General features: G+C 55.7%; 15 protein-coding genes. 5 read left to right on the top strand and 10 right to left on the bottom strand.

From position 1 onward, the window contains the following. The first annotated feature begins 80 nt into the window (after window positions 1-80). On the top strand, window positions 81-1,124 hold the full coding sequence (locus SK47_RS17215; protein ID WP_023314743.1) for an aminopeptidase: 1,044 nt from the start codon (window positions 81-83) through the stop codon (window positions 1,122-1,124). Between the two features lie 543 nt (window positions 1,125-1,667). Here SK47_RS17215 and cysH read toward each other — a convergent pair. Genes cysH through cysJ form a run of 3 tightly spaced genes read right to left on the bottom strand, consistent with a single transcriptional unit; the run spans window position 1,668 to window position 5,935 of the window. Beyond that, window positions 1,668-2,402, bottom strand: a complete 735-nt coding sequence (gene cysH / locus SK47_RS17220; RefSeq protein ID WP_003862694.1) for a phosphoadenosine phosphosulfate reductase — start codon at window positions 2,400-2,402, stop codon at window positions 1,668-1,670. A gap of 15 nt (window positions 2,403-2,417) precedes the next feature. Continuing rightward, window positions 2,418-4,130 (bottom strand): assimilatory sulfite reductase (NADPH) hemoprotein subunit, encoded by a 1,713-nt coding sequence (gene cysI / locus SK47_RS17225; RefSeq protein WP_003862696.1) that lies wholly within the window; start codon window positions 4,128-4,130, stop codon window positions 2,418-2,420. Next, window positions 4,130-5,935 carry an NADPH-dependent assimilatory sulfite reductase flavoprotein subunit gene (gene cysJ / locus SK47_RS17230; protein WP_048244837.1) on the bottom strand — a complete coding sequence of 602 codons (1,806 nt, stop codon included), beginning with the start codon at window positions 5,933-5,935 and terminating at the stop codon, window positions 4,130-4,132. The genes cysI and cysJ overlap by 1 nt, the downstream gene beginning before the upstream one ends. 303 nt (window positions 5,936-6,238) lie before the next feature. Here cysJ and queD point away from each other — a divergent pair, with 303 nt between their 5' ends. Further along, a complete protein-coding gene (gene queD / locus SK47_RS17235) occupies window positions 6,239-6,604 on the top strand; it encodes a 6-carboxytetrahydropterin synthase QueD (RefSeq protein WP_006811776.1) in 366 nt (121 codons plus the stop codon). Here the strand turns inward: queD and SK47_RS17240 are convergent. Beyond that, window positions 6,589-8,943, bottom strand: a complete 2,355-nt coding sequence (locus SK47_RS17240) for a helix-turn-helix domain-containing protein (protein ID WP_048244840.1) — start codon at window positions 8,941-8,943, stop codon at window positions 6,589-6,591. The two genes, queD and SK47_RS17240, sit on opposite strands and share 16 nt — an antisense overlap. A 171-nt stretch (window positions 8,944-9,114) precedes the next feature. Between SK47_RS17240 and SK47_RS17245 the strand changes: the two genes are divergently transcribed. Continuing rightward, complete coding sequence (locus SK47_RS17245) at window positions 9,115-10,284, top strand: M20 aminoacylase family protein (RefSeq protein WP_023314746.1); 1,170 nt, start codon at window positions 9,115-9,117, stop codon at window positions 10,282-10,284. A gap of 27 nt (window positions 10,285-10,311) precedes the next feature. Beyond that, window positions 10,312-11,709, top strand: coding sequence for an MFS transporter (locus SK47_RS17250; protein WP_045343916.1), 1,398 nt, complete (start codon window positions 10,312-10,314; stop codon window positions 11,707-11,709). A 17-nt stretch (window positions 11,710-11,726) separates the two neighbouring features. Here SK47_RS17250 and queE read toward each other — a convergent pair whose 3' ends face one another. From queE to SK47_RS17265, 3 genes are read right to left on the bottom strand one after another with little or no spacing between them, the layout of a single operon-like run. Continuing rightward, window positions 11,727-12,398 carry a 7-carboxy-7-deazaguanine synthase QueE gene (queE, locus tag SK47_RS17255; protein ID WP_006811780.1) on the bottom strand — a complete coding sequence of 224 codons (672 nt, stop codon included), beginning with the start codon at window positions 12,396-12,398 and terminating at the stop codon, window positions 11,727-11,729. A 54-nt stretch (window positions 12,399-12,452) separates the two neighbouring features. Further along, window positions 12,453-13,160 (bottom strand): N-acetylmannosamine-6-phosphate 2-epimerase, encoded by a 708-nt coding sequence (locus SK47_RS17260; RefSeq protein WP_045343914.1) that lies wholly within the window; start codon window positions 13,158-13,160, stop codon window positions 12,453-12,455. Beyond that, the gene (locus tag SK47_RS17265) at window positions 13,160-14,719 is read right to left on the bottom strand and encodes a maltose/glucose-specific PTS transporter subunit IIC (protein WP_048245104.1); all 1,560 of its coding nucleotides are present in this window, start codon (window positions 14,717-14,719) and stop codon (window positions 13,160-13,162) included. Before SK47_RS17265 ends, SK47_RS17260 begins: the two co-directional genes overlap by 1 nt. Before the next feature lie 166 nt (window positions 14,720-14,885). Here SK47_RS17265 and SK47_RS17270 point away from each other — a divergent pair, with 166 nt between their 5' ends. Then, window positions 14,886-15,710: a MurR/RpiR family transcriptional regulator gene (locus SK47_RS17270; protein WP_015571725.1), complete on the top strand. Its 825-nt coding sequence runs from the start codon at window positions 14,886-14,888 to the stop codon at window positions 15,708-15,710. 52 nt (window positions 15,711-15,762) lie between these two features. Here SK47_RS17270 and eno read toward each other — a convergent pair whose 3' ends face one another. The 3 genes from eno to mazG form a co-directional block, all read right to left on the bottom strand. Further along, window positions 15,763-17,061 (bottom strand): phosphopyruvate hydratase, encoded by a 1,299-nt coding sequence (eno, locus tag SK47_RS17275; RefSeq protein ID WP_006811784.1) that lies wholly within the window; start codon window positions 17,059-17,061, stop codon window positions 15,763-15,765. 82 nt (window positions 17,062-17,143) lie between these two features. Further along, on the bottom strand, window positions 17,144-18,781 hold the full coding sequence (pyrG, locus tag SK47_RS17280; protein ID WP_003862718.1) for a glutamine hydrolyzing CTP synthase: 1,638 nt from the start codon (window positions 18,779-18,781) through the stop codon (window positions 17,144-17,146). 223 nt (window positions 18,782-19,004) lie between these two features. Then, window positions 19,005-19,796, bottom strand: a complete 792-nt coding sequence (gene mazG / locus SK47_RS17285; RefSeq protein WP_048244842.1) for a nucleoside triphosphate pyrophosphohydrolase — start codon at window positions 19,794-19,796, stop codon at window positions 19,005-19,007. Between the last annotated feature and the right edge of the window lie 50 nt (window positions 19,797-19,846).

A 19,846-nucleotide genomic window follows, 5' to 3' on the forward strand; every position in this document is an offset into this window, starting at 1 on the left:
GAGCAATTCAAATTGTGTCTACCCGATCACAGTTTCATACTATGCGGGTTAAAATTTTGCTCTGTTTTTAAGGACTCACTATGTTTTCCGCAATGCGCCACCGATTCGTTGCCCTGGCGCTCGGCGTTTGCTTTATCCTTCCGGCTCAGGCAAAAAATCCATCTTACGGTGAAATAGCCAGTATGCAGGCGCGGCATATTGCGACGGTCTTTCCGGGCCGTATGACCGGAACCCCAGCCGAGATGCTCTCGGCAGACTATATTCGTCAGCAGTTTGCGGATATGGGCTATGAAAGCGACATTCGCGCTTTCCACAGCCGCTACATCTATACCACTCGCAATAAAACGCAAAACTGGCATAACGTAACTGGCAGCACGGTTATTGCGGCGCACGAAGGAAAGGCGGCTGAGCAGATTATTATTATGGCGCACCTTGATACCTACACGCCGTTGAGCGATGCCGATGTCGATAATAATCTCGGCGGGCTGACGCTTCAGGGACTGGATGATAATGCGGCGGGTCTGGGCGTGATGCTTGAGCTGGCCGAACGCCTGAAGAATATTCCGACGAAATACAGCATTCGCTTTGTTGCGACCAGCGGCGAAGAAGAAGGAAAACTCGGCGCTGAGAATCTCCTTAAGCGCATGAGCGCTGAGGAGAAGAAAAATACGTTGCTGGTGATTAACCTCGATAATCTGATCGTGGGGGATAAGCTCTATTTTAATAGCGGACAGAGCACGCCGAGCAGCGTACGTAAACTCACCCGCGACCGCGCGCTGGCGCTTGCCCGCACGCATGGTGTCTATGCCGCGACAAATCCGGGCGGTAACCCGGAGTATCCTAAAGGCACAGGCTGCTGTAATGACGGTGAAGTGTTTGATAAGGCGGGCATTCCGGTGCTGTACGTCGAGGCGACGAACTGGGCGCTGGGCAAAAAAGATGGCTATCAGCAGCGCAGCAAATCGAAAGCCTTCCCGGACGGGACCAGCTGGCATGATGTGCGGCTGGATAATCAGCAGCACATTGATAAAGCGCTGCCGCAGCGGATTGAGCACCGCAGCCGGGATGTCGTGAAAGTAATGCTGCCGCTGGTGAAGGAGCTGGCGAAAGCGGGGAAAGCCTGAGGTCGTTAAGCATAGTGCGGCCTGACGCCCTCACCCCACCCCTCTCCCACGGGGCTGAGGGTTCCCCACAAAATAATGCCTGCACAGACGGCCCCCTCTCCCTTGAGGGAGAGGGCTGGGGTGAGGGGGAACATACGGCTCTGGTGGTCATTCCGTTCACTTTATGTTCCTTGCTACTCTGTCACGACATGACCGGTGAACGTGCCAGGGTGGCTCAGTCGCCACCACCCTGGCGACCCGGGCTTCCGGCGGAAAATCGCCGCTTCGCGGTGCCTTCGGCTTATTCATTCCGGCTTATCGGGGACGGGCGGAGGTAACATCCCTGTAAAGCCCGCCCTCTCGGCGCATCCCTGCGCCTCGCCCCGGCCTACAGGAAACGCCTCAGCGATTTACAGCCGGACCGAAGCATCGCTGAAAGCCCTCAGTTATTCTGAGGCAACGTTATCGCTTTTGCTTTCGAATTACTGGGGAACCACCCACGGGGAGAGGGAGAATTAAGCCTTTGTAGGCCCGGTAAGCGCAGCGCCACCGGGCAAAAAAACATTACCCTTCGTGCAGCCCGCACTCGCGCTTCAGCCCGAAGAATCGCGTCTCTTCTTCCGCCATTCCCGGTTCCCATTTACGCGTGGTGTGGGTGTCGCCTACCGACAGGTAGCCTTGATCCCACAGCGGATGGTACTTCAGCCCGTGCTTTTGCAGATACTGGTACACCGTGCGGTTATCCCAGTCGATGATCGGCAGCACTTTGAACACGCCGCGCTGCACCGCCAGCACCGGCAGCGTTGCCCGGCTCCCGGACTGCTCGCGGCGCAGGCCCGCAAACCAGGTCTGAGCGTTCAGTTCTTTTAGCGCCCGGTTCATCGGCTCGACCTTGTTGATCTCATTGTATTTCTCAATGCCCTCAACGCCCTGCTCCCACAGCTTGCCGTAACGCGCCTCCTGCCAGGCCGCGCTTTCCGTCGCACGGTAGACTTTCAGGTTCAGCCTGAGCTTATCCGTCAGCTCGTCGATAAACTGATAGGTCTCCGGGAACAGATAGCCGGTATCGGTGAGGATCACCGGAATGTCCGGACGGATCTGATTCACCAGATGCAGACTGACCGCCGCCTGAATGCCAAAGCTCGACGAAAGCACATAGTCTCCCGGCAGGTTTTCCAGCGCCCACGCCACGCGCCCTTCGGCGTCCAGCTTTTCCAGTTGGGCGTTAGTTTCTGCGAGTGCCAGAATGCGTTCGACTTTTGGCAATGCGTTAAGCGCGTTTAGATCGAGTACGGACATAAATACCTCTCGTGGTTACTCCCAGAAATCCCTTGCGGGATCGAGCACCGGGCGAATGATGCCCGCACGTACCGTAAAGTCGCCGAAGCCTTCACCCGCTTCGCGCTCTTTCGCCCAGCGTCCGATAAGCACGTCGAGGGAATCGAGAATTTCCGGCTCGGTGATGTTCTCGCGGAACATACGCGGAATACGCGTCCCGATACGGTTACCGCCCAGGTGCAGGTTATAGCGACCCGGCGCTTTCCCTACCAGACCGAGTTCGGCCAGCATCGCGCGACCGCAGCCGTTCGGGCAGCCCGTCACGCGCATAACAATATGCTCGTCCGGAATACCGTGTTTTTCCAGAATCGCTTCCACTTTATCAGTGAAGGACGGCAGGAAACGCTCGGCTTCGGCCATCGCCAGCGGACAGGTCGGGAACGACACGCAGGCCATCGAGTTTTCACGCTGCGCGCTCACCGCATTCATCAACCCGTGCTCGCGGGCCAGCTCTTCAATTCTCGCCTTTTCGCTTTCCGGCACGCTGGCGACGATCAGGTTCTGGTTAGCGGTGATACGGAACTCGCCTTTGTGGATCTTCGCGATTTCCAGCAGGCCGGTTTTCAGCGGACGGCCCGGATAATCAAGAATACGGCCGTTTTCGATAAACAGCGTCAGGTGCCATTTATTATCGATACCTTTAACCCAGCCGATGCGATCGCCGCGACCGGTAAATTCGTAAGGGCGGATCGGCTCAAACTTGATGCCCGCGCGACGCTCCACTTCTTCTTTGAACGTCTCGACGCCTACGCGCTCCAGAGTGTATTTGGTTTTCGCGTTTTTACGATCGGTACGGTTACCCCAGTCGCGCTGGGTAGTAACCACCGCCTCAGCCACTGCCAGCGTGTGCTCCAGCGGCAGGAAGCCGAACTCGCTCGCGGTGCGGGCGTAGGTTTTCTTGTTCCCATGCTCAATGGACAAACCGCCGCCCACCAGCAGGTTAAAGCCGACCAGCTTGCCGTTTTCGGCAATCGCCACGAAGTTCATGTCGTTGGCGTGCAGGTCGATATCGTTCTGCGGCGGGATCACCACCGTGGTTTTGAACTTACGCGGCAGGTAGGTCTGACCGAGGATCGGCTCTTCATCGGTGGTGGCGACTTTCTCCTGATCGAGCCAGATCTCCGCATAGGCACGCGTGCGTGGCAGCAGATGTTCGGAGATTTTTTTCGCCCACTCGTACGCTTCGGCGTGCAGTTCGGACTCGTACGGATTCGAGGTGCAGAGCACGTTACGGTTCATGTCGTTGGCGGTCGCCAGCGCGTCCAGACCCACGGAGTGCAGCATCTGGTGAACCGGCTTGACGTTCTTCTTCAGAATGCCGTGGAACTGGAAGGTCTGACGGTTGGTCAGACGAATGCTGCCGTAAATCGTGTTGTCATGGGCAAACTTGTCGATCGCCTGCCACTGTTTAGTGGTGATGATGCCACCCGGCAGACGACAGCGCAGCAGCATCGCGTGACGCGGCTCCAGCTTCTGCTCGGCACGTTCGGCGCGGATATCGCGGTCGTCCTGCTGGTACATACCGTGGAAACGGATCAGCAGGAAGTTGTCGCCTTTGAAACCGCCGGTCAGGCCGTCATTTAAATCTTCGGCAATGGTACCGCGCAGGTAGTTGCTCTCTACCTTCATGCGCTCGGCATCAGACAGTTTGCCTTCGACCACCAGTGGGCCAGGATGTTTTTCGCTCATTAGTAGACATCTCGCTGATAACGGCGCTCTACGCGCAGCTCACTTAAAAATTCATCCGCCGTTTCGGCATCCATACCGCCGAATTCGGCAATCACTTCCAGCAGTGCCTGCTCAACGTCTTTCGCCATGCGATTGGCGTCGCCGCAGACATAAATGTGGGCACCGTCATTGATCCAGCGCCACAGCTCTGCGCCCTGTTCGCGCAGTTTGTCTTGTACGTATACTTTTTCTTTCTGGTCACGAGACCAGGCCAGATCGATGCGGGTCAGCACGCCCTCTTTGACGTAGCGCTGCCATTCAACCTGGTAGAGGAAATCTTCGGTAAAATGCGGGTTGCCGAAGAACAGCCAGTTTTTACCCGGTGCCTCGTCCGCTGCACGCTGCTGCATAAAGGCGCGGAACGGTGCGATGCCGGTGCCCGGGCCAATCATGATCACCGGCGTTTCCGGGTTCGCCGGCAGACGGAAGTTGTCGTTGTGCTCGATAAAGACGCGCACCTCGCCCTCTTCTTCCACGCGGTCGGCCAGGAAGACCGAGGCCCCGCCCGCCCGCGCGCGGCCTTCGATGTCGTAACGCACCACGCCAACGGTGATGTGGACTTCGTTTTCCACTTCCGCCTGTGAGGAGGCGATGGAGTAAAGACGCGGCGTCAGTGGACGCAGCAGGCCGATCAGCGCGTCGGCATCCAGCTGTGCCGGTGAGAAACGCACCATATCGACAATCGGCGTTGTCGCCGCGTATTGCTGTAACTTCGCCTTATCCCCGACCAGCGGAAGGAGCGATTCGCTGCGGGTTAAGGTGGCGTAGTTTTCAACGATGTTGGCGGTGTTCACCGTCAGCTCGAAATGCCACTGAAGCGCCTCAGAGAGCGGTAAGGTTTTACCCTCCACCTGGACCGGCTCCGTGCCTTTCAGCCACAGCAGTTCGACCAGCTCTTTCACCAGCGCCGGATCGTTCTGATACCAGACGCCAAGCGCATCGCCAGGCTGATAACGCAGGCCGGAGTCACCGAGATCGATTTCGATATGGCGCACGTCTTTTTCCGAATCACGGCCCGTGATTTTCTGGTTTACCGACAGGCTCGCCGTCAGCGGCGCCTCTTTCGTGTAAGGGCTGGTGTGGATTTCGTTGACGGTGCCCGCTGCGGTAACGGCGGCCTGCGCTGGCGTCTCTTTCGGGACGCGGGCCTTCAGCACCTCAACGATGCGCGCCCGCCATTCGGCGGCGGCGGCCTGGTATTCGACATCAGCGTCTACGCGATCCAGCAGGCGCTCTGCGCCCAGCTCCGCCAGCTTGCTGTCGAAATCTTTACCGGACTGGCAGAAAAATTCATAGGACGTATCACCGAGGCCGAAGACGGCAAAGGCGGTGCCCTCGAGCTTTGGCGCTTTTTTCGAGAACAGGAACTTATGCAGCGCGACAGCTTCTTCCGCAGGCTCGCCTTCGCCCTGCGTTGACGCCACCACCACCAGCAGTTTTTCTGACGCGATCTGTTTGAATTTATAATCCCCGGCGTTGACCAGGTTAACGTTCAGCTTCGCGGCGAGCAGGTCATCACGCAGCGCTTCGGCCACACGACGGGCATTACCCGTTTGCGAAGCGGAGATAAGCGTGATGGCAGGAATTTCAACGGCCGTTGGCGGGACGCCAGCCACAGCACCCGGCTGCTGGTTCAGCATTCCCCAGAAATAGCCGGAGACCCAGGCGAGCTGGGTGGGTGAAAAATCGGAAGTCGCGGCCTGGAGGCGCGCCAGTTGCTCCGGGTTAAGGGGAAGCAAATTTGAAGGTGGGGCCTGTGTTGTCATGCGTCGTTATGTTCCAGTAGCAAAGCGGACTTTAAGCGAATAAATCCAAACTGAAGATAAGGTTAACGGCGGGGATAATAACAATTAAAGAAGGGATGGAAATAATAAATAACCAAATGGACTAACCTGTTTTAGTTATCGTTCTTAACGATAAAAGCGATTAAACAACTATCTGAAATAAAACAACAAAAGTCGATAAACACCATGAATACGAGGCGGCGACAGTTCAGAGCCGTTTTAGTTAATGATAAAAATTGTGCTTTCCGGTACTATGCGGCGGTTTTTTCCGCATTCCTGAGAGCTATGATGTCCACCACACTGTTTAAAGATTTCACCTTCGAAGCCGCACACCACCTTCCACACGTTCCTGCCGGGCACAAATGTGGCCGCCTGCATGGACACTCGTTTATGGTGCGTCTTGAAATCACCGGTGAAGTCGATCCCCATACGGGCTGGATCATGGACTTTGCCGAACTGAAGGCCGCGTTTAAGCCGACCTACGATCGTCTCGATCACTACTATCTGAATGATATTCCGGGCCTTGAAAACCCGACCAGCGAGGTGCTGGCGAAATGGATTTGGGATCAGATGAAACCGCTGGTGCCGCTGCTGAGTGCGGTGATGATCAAAGAGACCTGCACGGCAGGCTGCGTCTACCGCGGGGAGTGAATCTCCTCCGTTTCGGCCTCACGAGGCACGAGCGGCGTAAACTCGTAGAGCACCAGCGCATTACTCTCCAGTGATTCACTCAGTTGCCAGCCGTCATAAAGGCGTTCATCGCGTACGGAAAGCGTTGGACGCGCTTTATGCGCTATCCAGCGCCACATCTCTTCATCAGGGCCGCTTTCGCTGCCAACCCCTTCAAGCAACGGATAGAGCGCGCCGTTGTGCTGATCAAACAGATGGCATTTAATTCGCCATTTACCGCGCATTCCCTTCAGGTGTAAATGATACTGCTGGCGAAAACGCTGGATGAAGGCTTCTTCACTGGATAGGAGCGGATTAAAAACCACCACATTACGCAGCAACAGCTGATAACCATTGCGATGGCGCGTAAGCAGGACACGCTTATCATTGACCAGCACCTCGCCCCGCAGACGTTGCCAGAGCCAGAGTACCCAATAAACCGGACGCGGCAGACCATGGTTATACTGTAGCGCAAGGCTTGAGGTATCGATGGTGTTGTTCGCACGGGCTTCTCCCTGAAGACCCGAATTGAGCCAGAATCCCGCCAGCCAGACCTGCTCCGAAAGCCCGAGCAGGTTCTGCATCAGCAGCGCCCCACGGAAAAACCAGCCGTTTGTCGCCCGCGTGTTGCCGGTGAGGGTATTCCAGGAGAGAAGCCAGACGGGAAGCGAACATTTTCGCAGGCGAAGGGCAGCGAGGATCTGGCGGACCTTCAGTATCGGATAATTTTCCGTTGAGGAGAGAGGGGTTACCTCCAGCTGCGCGGGATCGAGAAGTTCATTGGCATCGGCAGAACAGGCAAGAAAATCGGCCTGCATCAGGATGGCTGAACTGAACAGGGTATCGTCGCTTACGCCCGCGCTGACGGGGGCAAATCGGTGCCATAAACCAAACTTTGCCTGCGGAAGATAAGTTCGTATTGCCTTTTGCTGGGCCAGCCAGACCTGCTCCCGGGTCTCCTCACTCGCCTGTGTTGACCAGTGCATGACGAAGTGCCAGCCCGCGGTGATCTCTGGCGCAAAATGATTAACCGACTGTTGTAAAAAGCGGGTGAGAAGATCGCGGCGGGTCGTTACGCCGGTGTGCAGTAGCACCGTCCACTGCTTTTTTGCCAGCCAGGTGAAGAGCTGATGCAGATTGTACCAGCAGGCGTAGCCTGCCATCTGGGGGTCATCCCACCCGGTAGCAAACAGACGACTGCTGAGAAAAGGTTCGGCGATATCAATTCCCTCAATGGGAATAGCCTCATTTATCGCCTCCAGATTTTGTCGAACGTCCTCACGGAGCAAATCGTCGAGCTCACGCAGGGTAATGACCACCCGCATACGGCGCAGCGAGGCAGAAAGAGGATTGAGCTGCTCAAGATCCAGTCTCTGCTCCTGCTGCGGGTGAACGACGAGCGGCGAGGCTCCCCAACCGCGCGCCACCGGTTCATTGAGCAGGCTAAACAGCTTGTCCACGGCGACCGGATAGCGCTGCTCACGCCTGTCCGTCCGAATACGTGCCGCCTCCGGGTGCTGGCGTCGGGCCTTACGAAACTCACCCGGAGACATATTGTGAACACGCCTGAACCGATCGCTCATCATGCGCGTGCTGGCGAAACCCTGCTCAAGCGCAATCTGGTGCAGCGGTCGGTTCGTCAGCCGGAGAGCGTTGGCCGCCTTTTCCAGCCGCAGGCGGGTGATGTACTGCATGAAACTGATCCCCACCTCCTTGCGAAAGAGACGAGAGAGCCAGGCTTCAGAAACATATTCACTCGCGGCGATTTCCGCAAGCGTAATACGGCGGGAATAACTGGCATTGATCCGCTCTATCACCCGGGCGATGCGTTTGCTGTGCGCTGAGGAAAGTTCCCGGGACAGCATACGGGCGGGCTGTTGAAAGCGGCTGGTCAGCAACAGCAAAATCTCGCTCAGCCAGCGGTACGCCTCCAGCCGGTAGCGGTGCGGGTCGTTGATGAGGGTGACCACAAGAAGCTGGCGCAGCAGATCGCGAAGCGCATCGCACTGGGGCCAGACGCCTCCGGCTTCTGCCGGTACAGCATAATCATGGGCAAAAAAATCATTGCAGAGCTGGACGACCCAGCGCCCGGAAAGGGTTACGCGCAGGGTGACATTTGCCGTTTCGCTCGTGAACTGCCAGCGCCGATGACGGTTTATGATGGCAAGGGTATTGGCCTCCAGGATGTCACGTCCCGCATCGGTGTTCAGCTCTGCCCGCCCTTCCAGCACCCAGAGCAACGTTAGCGTATCGCCTTCATCCTCCACGCAGTGGCGAATGTCCTGAATCTCTATCCAAAATTCATCTCCCCGTTGCGCCATCTTACCCCTCATCAAAGACAAATAATGACCTGCTCTTTTTTGTCATAACTGAATTGTATGAAAAACAATCAAAATAAAGCCGTCGCTTTACAACAAAAAAATGCATTTTCAGGCGGGACGATCGTCATAGACTCGAAATTATCATCGTTTGGCAGAAAAAGGATAACAAAAATGACACATCCAATTATCGAAGCTCTGCGTGGCAACGAAGCTCGGTTCACTGAATTACGGCGCTATTTTCATCAGCATCCTGAAATTGGTTTTGAGGAGCACAACACGAGCGATCGCGTTGCTGCGCTGCTTCAGGAATGGGGATATGAGGTTCATCGCGGGCTGGCGAAAACCGGTGTGGTCGGCACACTGAAGGTGGGTAACGGGCATAAACGCCTGGGCCTGCGCGCCGATATGGATGCGCTGCCAATGCAGGAAAACAACGGCAAGGCGTGGAGCAGTACCGTTGAGGGTAAATTCCACGGCTGCGGTCATGACGGCCACACCACAACGCTCCTGTATGCAGCGGAGTACCTGGCACGCACCCGTAATTTTAACGGCACGCTGCACCTTATTTTTCAGCCCGCGGAAGAACTTCTGTATGGCGGACGCGTTATGGTAGAGGACGGTTTGTTTGACCTGTTCCCCTGCGACCACATCTTTGGTCTCCACAATATGCCGTCACAGCCCCTCGGAAAAATTGGTCTGCGCGATGGCGCCATGATGGCCTCTTCCGACACCCTTCATATTGAGGTTAACGGCGTGGGGGGTCACGGTGCGGTGCCAGAACATACCGTTGACGCCACCCTGGTTGCCTGTCATATCACTATCGCTTTACAGTCGATTGTTTCGCGCAACATTACCCCCTTCCAGCCTGCCGTCGTTACCGTAGGCAGCATTCAGGCCGGACATGCCCCCAACATTATCAACGACAAAGTATTGATGAAACTTACCGTGCGCACGCTGGATGAACGCGTGCGGCAAACCGTGCTACAGCGTATCCATGATATCGCCGTTGCACAGGCGGAAAGTTTCAATGCGACGGCCACCATTCGACACATTAACGGCAGCCCGGTACTGAAAAACAATCCGCAAGCCAATGAGATGGTGCGCAACGTCGCCACCGATCTGTTCGGTCAGGATTCCGTCGCGGAGGTGAATGCGTTTATGGGCAGCGAAGACTTTGCTTTCATGCTCGAGAAAAATCCCAATGGATGCTATTTCACCCTTGGCGCCGGCGATGAGCCTGACCGCTGCATGGTACATAACCCGGGTTACGACTTTAACGACAACATTCTCCTCACCGGCGCGGCGCTGTGGGCCGCACTGACCGAACACTATCTGCGCTGATTCGCACCTTCCCGGGAGGGCTGCACTATGAGTACCGTTTCCCTGACAGGCGCATCCGCCTACGCCGGTAACGATCGGCTGCTGGCGGGTATCGTCATGAGCGTTCTGACCTTCTGGCTGTTTGCCCAGTCGGTTATCAACGTGGTTCCGGCCATGCAGAATAGCCTCGATATTGCCCTCGAAACCCTTACGCTGGCCGTCAGCCTTAGCGCGTTGTTCAGCGGCTGTTTTGTCGTCGCCTGCGGTGGGTTTGCCGATAAGTTTGGGCGCATGCGACTGACCATGATTGGCCTGATCCTGAGCATGATCGGGAGTGGTCTGCTGTTCATTTCATGGGAGCCCGTCCTGTTTCTGTTGGGAAGAGCGATACAGGGGCTATCAGCGGCCTGCATCATGCCCGCCACGCTGGCGCTGATTAAGACCTGGTATGACGGTAAAGCACGCCAGCGGGCCATCAGCTTTTGGGTTATCGGCTCCTGGGGCGGCAGTGGCCTGAGCTCGTTTGTGGGAGGCGCCATCGCTACCACGCTGGGCTGGCGCTGGATATTTATTTTCTCCATGGTGGTGGCTCTGGCCGCGCTATTGCTTATCCGCGCCACCCCGGAAAGCCGCAGCCCTGATGCGTGTCGACACAAACTGGATATCAGCGGCCTGGTGAGTTTTGTCCTTATGCTGGTGCTGTTCAATCTGTTTATCAGCAAAGGACACAGCTGGGGCTGGAGCAGCAGTTTATCGCTTCTTGTACTGTGTGGAGCCGTGATTGCACTGATGTGCTTTGTCGTTACCGGGCGGCGAAAAGGCGATGCGGCGCTGATCGATTTCGCCCTGTTTAAAAACCGGGCCTATAGCGCCTCGGTATTCTCAAATTTCCTGCTCAACGGCTGCATTGGCACCATGATGATCGCCAGCATCTGGTTGCAGCAGGGCCATCATCTGTCACCGCTACAGACAGGCATGATGACGCTGGGGTATCTGGTTACCGTACTGGCGATGATCCGGGTGGGTGAAAAACTGCTTCAGCGCTATGGCGCCAGGCTGCCGATGATGACCGGCCCGCTGCTGACCGCAACAGGTATTTCGCTGATTTCATGCACCTTCTTAAGCAAAGAGGTCTACATTGTTACCGTTTTTCTGAGCAATATTTTATTTGGGCTGGGGCTCGGATGTTACGCCACGCCCTCAACGGACACGGCGGTAATGAATGCCCCTGAAAACAAAGTGGGGGTGGCTTCAGGGATCTATAAGATGGGCAGTTCCCTGGGCGGCGCAATGGGTATCGCGGTCACCGCATCGCTGTACGCGCTATGGCTGCCGATGGGAACGGCCAGTGCCGCGCAGTATGCCTTGCTTTTCAACAGTGCGATTTGCCTTGGGTCGGCAGTCGTGACCTGGGCTTTACTGCCAACAACAAAAGCCCCGCGTTAAGCGGGGCCACAAAAGTATCAGGCAATGTTCAGATATTTGTGCGTCTGCATCGACAGCCGCCAGTTGCGGGCGATACAGGTTTCAATGCACAGACGGGTCGCATCGTCTTTCTGGCTGATAGGCTGTAGCGCGATCACGCGCTGCTTTTCGTCCGTCAGCGTCGCCAGCAGTTCATCCAGCGCTTCGATGTCACGCACGCGCCCCACCGGATGTTTGATCTCATCAGCACGCTCAAGCGCCTGCGACAGTACGTCATACCCGCCGCGCATATTCACTTTTGGTGAAACCGTGACCCACGTTGAATGGGAGCAGCGCACTTCATGGGTGCCGCTGGTTTCGATCTGACAGCTATAGCCGTTCTTCTCGAGCAGTTCGGTGAGCGGCATCAGATCGTGAATGCAGGGTTCCCCGCCGGTGATCACCACATGCCGCGCCGTCCAGCCCTGACGACCAATAATGGCAAGCAGATCTTCCGCGCTGCCCGCGCCCCATTTATCGCTCTCTTTGGTTTTCGCCAGAATGCTGAACAGCGACACTTCCCGATCTGCGAGCTTATCCCACGTATGTTTGGTATCACACCAGGCGCAGCCAACCGGGCATCCCTGTAAACGAATAAAGATAGCGGGAACGCCGGTAAAGTAACCCTCGCCTTGAAGGGTCTGGAACATCTCGTTAATCGGGTACTGCATAGTCAACTCTGTTAAGGGGATAAACGATAAGTATCGCAGATCCCCGTCAGATGATCATGCTCCATCGGTGCTTTGCGCGCCAATTGCCGCCATAAACCGTTCCGTAATTTGCTGTGGTCGGGTGATCGCCCCGCCGACGACAACCGTGTGCGCCTCCAGCGCCAGACACCTGGCCGCGCGATCGGGGGTATCCACGTTACCTTCGGCTATCACGGGGATCGTGACGGCAGACAGCACCTCTTTCAAAAACGCGCAGTCATTTTCCGGTAGCGAATGGCCCGCGGTCTCCGCCGTATAACCGTAAAGGGTGGTTCCGACACAATCAAATCCCAGCGCCTGCGCGGTCACGGCCTCCTGCACGGTGGCAATATCCGCCATCAGCAGCAGCGACGGGTAACGGGTGCGGATCTGCGCGATCAGCATGTCCAGCGATACGCCACCGGGCCGTTTCCGGGCGGTCGCATCCAGCGCAACGATCTCCGGGGCGACCGCCATCAGCTCATCCACTTCTTTGAGCGTCGCGGTGATGAACACCTCGCTGTCCGGATAGTCTCGTTTGATGATGCCGATGACCGGCAGTGAGACCAGCCCTTTGATAGCCTCGATATCCACCACGCTATTGGCGCGGATCGCAGCGGCACCGCCCTGGGCCGCCGCCAGCGCCATTCGCGACATAATAAACGGGCTGTGCAGCGGTTCGTTTTCCAGCGCCTGGCAGGAGACGACCAGTTTTCCTTTCAGGTTATCCAGTACAGTTTTCATTACGATAAGATCTCTTCCACTTCGTTTTTGATAATGGTGACGTGCGGGCCATAGATGACCTGAACCCCGTTACCGCGCACGATGACGCCGCGCGCGCCGGTCGCTTTCAGTGCAGATTCATTGACTTTGCTACCGTCTTTCACCGTGACGCGAAGGCGCGTGGCGCAGCAGTCAACGTCATCCAGATTGTCTTTTCCTCCCAGCCCGGCGATCACCGCCGCGGCGCGCTCGCTTTGCGGCAGGGTAGCCTCGTCAGCCAACGCCTCCTTTTCACGGCCCGGCGTGGCAAAATCAAAACGTTTGATCAGATAGCGGAAGGTACAGTAGTAAAGGAAGAACCACGGTACGCCCACCAGCGGGACGAACATCCAGTTAGTTTTCGCTTCCCCCTGCAAAATGCCGAACAGCACGAAATCAATAAACCCGCCGGAGAAAGTTTGTCCGATGGTGATGTGCAGAATGTGCGCGAGCATGAACGCCAGCCCGTCAAACAGCGCATGAATGACGTACAGCACCGGGGCAATAAACAGGAATGAGAACTCTATGGGCTCGGTAATTCCCGTCAGGAATGAGGTTAACGCCGCAGAGAGCAGCAGCCCGGCAACCCGCTTTTTGTTCTCCGGCCTGGCCGTGTGGTACATCGCAAGGCAGGCGCCCAGCAGACCAAACATCATGGTAATAAAGCGCCCGGACATGAAGCGCGACGTGCCCTCATAGAAATGCTGCGTGTTCGGGTCGGCGAGCTGGGCGAAGAAGATCCGCTGCGTGCCCTCAACCAGGTGACCGTTAACAATTTCACTGCCGCCAAGCGCGGTGGTCCAGAACGGAAGATAGAAGATGTGGTGCAAACCAAACGGGCCAAGCATGCGCAGGATGAAGCCGTACAGCAAAGTCCCCAGATAGCCGGTGGCATCCACCAGCCCGCCGAGGCCAAAGATCAGCTTCTGAAAATGCGGCCAGACCACGGTCATCAGCGCGCCGACGAGTATCGCCGCCAGTGAGCTGATAATGGGAACGAAGCGTGAGCCGCCAAAAAAGCCCAGGAATTGCGGAAGCGCGATTTTATTAAATCGATGATGCAGTGCGCAGGTCACCAGCCCAATAACTACCCCACCAAACACGCCCGTTTCAAGCGTCTGAATACCCAGCGTCATGCCCTGCCCTACGGCGCCCGGGTTCTCATGCGCCAGTTTTCCGGTCAGGATCAGCAGCGCATTGATAGTGGCATTCATCACCAGATAAGCGAGTAATGCCGCCAGCCCCGCCGTGCCTTTATCGTTTTTTGCCAGCCCAACGGCGACCCCAACAGCGAACAGTACCGACAGGTTTGCGAACACAATCGAGCCTGCGCTGCTCATGATGGTAAAGATGGCCTGTAGCCAGCCAACGTCTAAAAATGGATACGCGGTAAGCGTATTCGGATTCGATAGCGCCCCGCCGATCCCCAGCAACAGACCTGCTGCGGGCAGTATGGCGATGGGTAACATAAAGGATTTGCCAAAGCGCTGCGCTTTTTCAAACCATCCGCCGGAAGACGCTCCGCTGAACATTTGCATCATTTTTTTATCCCCCTGGTTATTGATGAAAATTTTTACCACATATATTTTTAATTGTGAAAATTACCACCAAAAACCAGGACACCGATCATACTTTTTCGAAATGACTGGCATCCCTCCCCCGCTTTCCGCCACACTAGTTGGCAGAGAAACGCATTAAGGATCTAGCATGTCGGACCATGAAAACCTGCTGCTGAAGCTACGCCAGGAGGCTTCCGGGTACAGCCCAACGCAACAAAAACTGGGGGAGTTTGTCCTCAACGATCCTGCCAGGGTGCTCTACCTGACGATCACCGAGCTGGCGCGTGAAAGCGGCACCAGCGAGGCCAGCGTCACACGCCTTTGCCGCACGCTGGGCTGTAAGGGATATAACGAATTTAAAATGGCGCTTGCGCTGGATATTCAGCAGGGTTTGCCGGAGCGTCAGGCAGGAGATGCAATAGATAACGTGGTGGATGAGTCTGTCCAGGCGCTGCAAGATACCGCAAAACTCCTCGACCGGGCCCAGCTTGAACAGGCGACACTGGCCCTGCATCAGGCGCAGTCAGTGCAAATTTACGGAGTGGCGGCCAGCGCGATTCTGGGGGAATATTTGCATTACAAGCTGCTGCGACTCGGCAAACCTGCACAGCTGTTTAGCGATATGCATCGCGCCGCCATGAATGCGACGACGCTCTCGAAAGAGACGCTGGTGGTGGCCATCTCAAGTTCGGGATCGACCCGCGATTTACTCCACGTCGTGAAGCTAGCCCGCAAGCGGGGCGTTAAGGTACTGGCGCTCAGCAATACGCCCCGCAGCCCGCTGGCCTCCCTGAGCGATTTACAGCTGGTTGCAGCCAAACCCGAGGGACCGCTGAGCGCGGGTGCGCTCAATGCCAAGGTTGGCGTGATGCTGCTGGTTGAACTGCTAACCACTTCCCTTATTGCAGTAGACAGCCATTACGGTGACGTTAGCCAGCAAACGGCAAGCGCCACGTTGCCGCTTCTGCTATAGAAAACAAAAAACCCGCCGAAGCGGGTTTTTTCGTAAGAACGAAGGTTCAGGCTTATGCCTGGCCTTTGATCTCTTTACGACCGTTGTAAGGTGCTTTTTCGCCCAGCGCTTCTTCGATACGAATCAGCTGGTTGTATTTAGCAACACGGTCAGAACGGCTCATAGAACCGGTTTTGATCTGGCCAGCAGCGGTACCAACAGCCAGGTCAGCGATGGTAGCGTCTTCAGTTTCGCCAGAACGGTGAGAGATAACCGCGGTGTAGCCAGCGTCTTTCGCCATTTTGATCGCAGCCAGCGTTTCGGTCAGAGAACCGATCTGGTTGAATTTGATCAGGATGGAGTTAACGATGCCTTTCTCGATGCCTTCTTTCAGGATCTTGGTGTTGGTTACGAACAGATCGTCACCAACCAGCTGGATTTTGTCGCCCAGTACTTTGGTCTGGTATGCGAAACCATCCCAGTCAGACTCGTCCAGACCGTCTTCGATAGAAACGATTGGGTACTGTTTGGTCAGGTCTTCCAGGAAGTGGGTGAACTCTTCAGAGGTGAACGCTTTGTTGCCTTCGCCAGCCAGAACGTATTTACCGTCTTTGTAGAATTCAGATGCTGCGCAGTCCATCGCCAGGGTGATGTCTTTGCCCAGCTCGTAGCCTGCTGCTTTAACCGCTTCAGCGATAACAGCCAGTGCTTCTGCGTTAGAACCCAGGTTTGGCGCGTAGCCGCCTTCGTCACCAACAGCCGTGTTCATACCTTTAGCTTTCAGAACTTTAGCCAGGTTGTGGAACACTTCAGAACCCATACGTACCGCTTCTTTCAGGGTTTTCGCGCCAACTGGCTGAATCATGAATTCCTGAATATCAACGTTGTTGTCTGCGTGCTCACCACCGTTGATGATGTTCATCATTGGTACAGGCATAGAGTATTTGCCTGGGGTGCCGTTCAGTTCAGCGATGTGCTCGAACAGTGGCATGCCTTTAGCTGCTGCTGCCGCTTTGGCGTTCGCCAGGGAAACGGCCAGGATTGCGTTCGCACCGAAGTTAGATTTGTTTTCAGTACCGTCCAGATCGATCATGATCTTGTCGATGCCAGCCTGATCTTTAGCATCTTTGCCAACGATAGCCTGAGCAATAGGACCGTTAACAGCGCCAACCGCTTTCAGTACGCCTTTGCCCATGAAACGGGATTTGTCGCCATCACGCAGTTCCAGCGCTTCGCGGGAACCTGTAGAAGCACCTGATGGAGCCGCTGCCATACCGACGAAACCACCTTCCAGATGAACTTCAGCTTCAACGGTCGGGTTACCACGGGAGTCGATGATTTCACGACCGATGACTTTAACGATTTTGGACATTAGATTTTCCTCAGTACAAGTTAAACTAAAACTCCAGACAAACAACGCGTACCAAAGGTACGCGTTGCCGTTCTAACTTTTTTTACTTCGCCTGACGCTTCTGGTACTCGCTGGCGGCTTTCACGAAGCCTGCAAACAGCGGATGCCCGTCACGCGGCGTTGAAGTAAATTCCGGGTGGAATTGGCAGGCCACGAACCACGGATGGTTAGGCACTTCGATGATCTCGACTAACTGATCATCCCCGGAACGGCCCGCAACACGCAGACCCGCAGCTTCAATTTGTTTCAACAACATGTTGTTGACTTCATAGCGGTGACGATGGCGCTCGGTGATGACCGGCTCGCCGTACAGCTTGCGTACCACGCTATCGTCGGACAGCTGGCAGGCCTGTGCGCCAAGACGCATGGTGCCACCCAGATCGCTCTTCTCGGTACGGACTTCGACGTTACCGTCTTCGTCGCGCCATTCCGTAATCAGCGCCACAACAGGGTACTTACAGTCTGGCACAAATTCCGTAGAGTTCGCGTTTTCCATTCCCGCTACGTTGCGCGCAAATTCAATCAGCGCAACCTGCATACCCAGGCAGATACCGAGGTATGGAATATTGTTTTCACGCGCATAGCGTGCAGTGGCGATCTTGCCTTCAACACCACGGTAGCCGAAGCCGCCAGGGATGAGAATCGCATCCAGATCTTTGAGAATTTCGACGCCGCGCGTCTCCACATCCTGCGAATCAATCAGCTTGATGTTCACAGAGACGCGATTCTTCAGACCACCGTGTTTCAGCGCTTCGATAACTGACTTATAGGCATCTGGCAGTTCGATGTACTTGCCGACCATACCGATAGTCACTTCGCCGCCCGGATTGGCTTCTTCGTAAATCACCTGCTCCCATTCAGACAGGTTAGCTTCCGGACAGTTCAAGCTGAATCGTTTACAAATATAATCGTCCAGACCCTGTGATTTCAACAGGCCCGGGATTTTATAAATGGAATCGACATCTTTCATTGAAATAACGGCTTTTTCAGGCACGTTACAGAACAATGCAATTTTCGCACGTTCGTTCGCCGGAATCGCGCGATCGGAACGGCAAACCAGGATGTCAGGCTGAATACCGATGGAGAGCAGCTCTTTAACAGAGTGCTGAGTCGGTTTGGTTTTCACTTCACCAGCTGCCGCCATGTAAGGCACCAGCGTCAGGTGCATGAACAGCGCGTGCTCACGACCAATATCTACCGCCAGCTGACGAATCGCTTCGAGGAATGGCAGGGATTCGATATCCCCCACGGTACCGCCGATTTCAACCAGCACAACGTCATGCCCTTCGCCACCGGCAAGGACACGCTCTTTGATGGCGTTAGTGATGTGTGGGATGACCTGCACGGTCGCGCCCAGGTAGTCACCACGGCGCTCTTTACGCAGAACGTCAGAGTAGATACGACCAGTCGTAAAGTTGTTACGACGAGTCATTTTGGTACGGATGAAACGCTCGTAGTGGCCAAGATCCAGATCGGTTTCAGCGCCGTCTTCAGTAACGAACACTTCCCCGTGTTGGGTTGGGCTCATGGTGCCAGGATCGACGTTGATGTACGGATCCAGTTTCATCATGGTCACATTGAGGCCACGGGCTTCAAGAATGGCTGCGAGGGAGGCTGCGGCAATGCCTTTACCCAGAGAGGATACGACCCCGCCGGTCACAAAAATATAGTTCGTTGTCATGCTGAACCTGAGAAGTTAGGGTGAAACGATGGAATAACCAGGACGGGAAAGTAGTATACCCGAACACGACGAGCGCCACAAACTTTCATTCTCCGTCTCCATTCCAGGCCATGACAAACATAAGGAGTGAGAAAATAGCCCCTTTTGGGTAAATGTTTTTGACGCAAATCAAGCGCTTGTCATTTAAAAAATCACACAAATTGCGCTTGATCGCAAAATCTCGTTAGAGATCATGTTCCTGGCGTTTTACTTCCTGCCAGACTTCTTCCATCGCGTCGAGGTCAATCCCGCTCATTTCCAGGCCGCGCGAGGCCACAATCCGCTCAACTTCGCGAAAGCGTCGCTCGAATTTAATGTTCGCTTTTTGCAGGGCGGTTTCCGCTTTTACACCGAGGTGGCGTGAAAGGTTGACGGTTGCAAACAGCAGATCGCCCATCTCCTCTTCCAGCTTTGCTTCATCCACAACGGCCTGCTGCGCTTCATGCATCACTTCGTCGATCTCTTCGTGTACTTTTCCCAGCACCGGGCCGAGAGAGGTCCAGTCAAACCCTACCGCCGAGCAGCGCTTTTGAATTTTGTGCGCGCGCATCAGCGCGGGAAGGTTCAGGGGAATGTCGTCCAGCGCCGAGTGCTGGGATTTTTCAGCGCGTTCAGCGCTTTTTATCTGCTCCCAGCGCGCCAGCACTTCCACACTGTTACCTGCGGAGGCATCACCAAAGATATGCGGATGACGACGCTCCAGCTTGTCGCTGATAGCGGCGCAGATATCGTCAAAGTTAAAGCGCCCCTCTTCCTGCGCCATCTGCGCGTAGAACACCACCTGGAACAGCAGGTCGCCCAGCTCACCGCGCAGATCGTCGAAATCCTCTCGCGAAATGGCGTCCAGCACTTCGTAGGTCTCTTCCAGCGTGTAAGGCGCAATGGTGGCGAAAGTCTGCTCTTTATCCCACGGGCAGCCGTTTTCCGGGTCGCGCAGGCGTTTCATGATGCCGAGCAGGCGGTCGATTTGAGTCATAACAGATTCCATTAAATGCCTGAGCCGGGTGGCGGCGTTGCCTTACCCGG

This window comes from Enterobacter sp. BWH52, from assembly GCF_001037565.1.
GTDB lineage: Bacteria > Pseudomonadota > Gammaproteobacteria > Enterobacterales > Enterobacteriaceae > Enterobacter > Enterobacter hormaechei_C.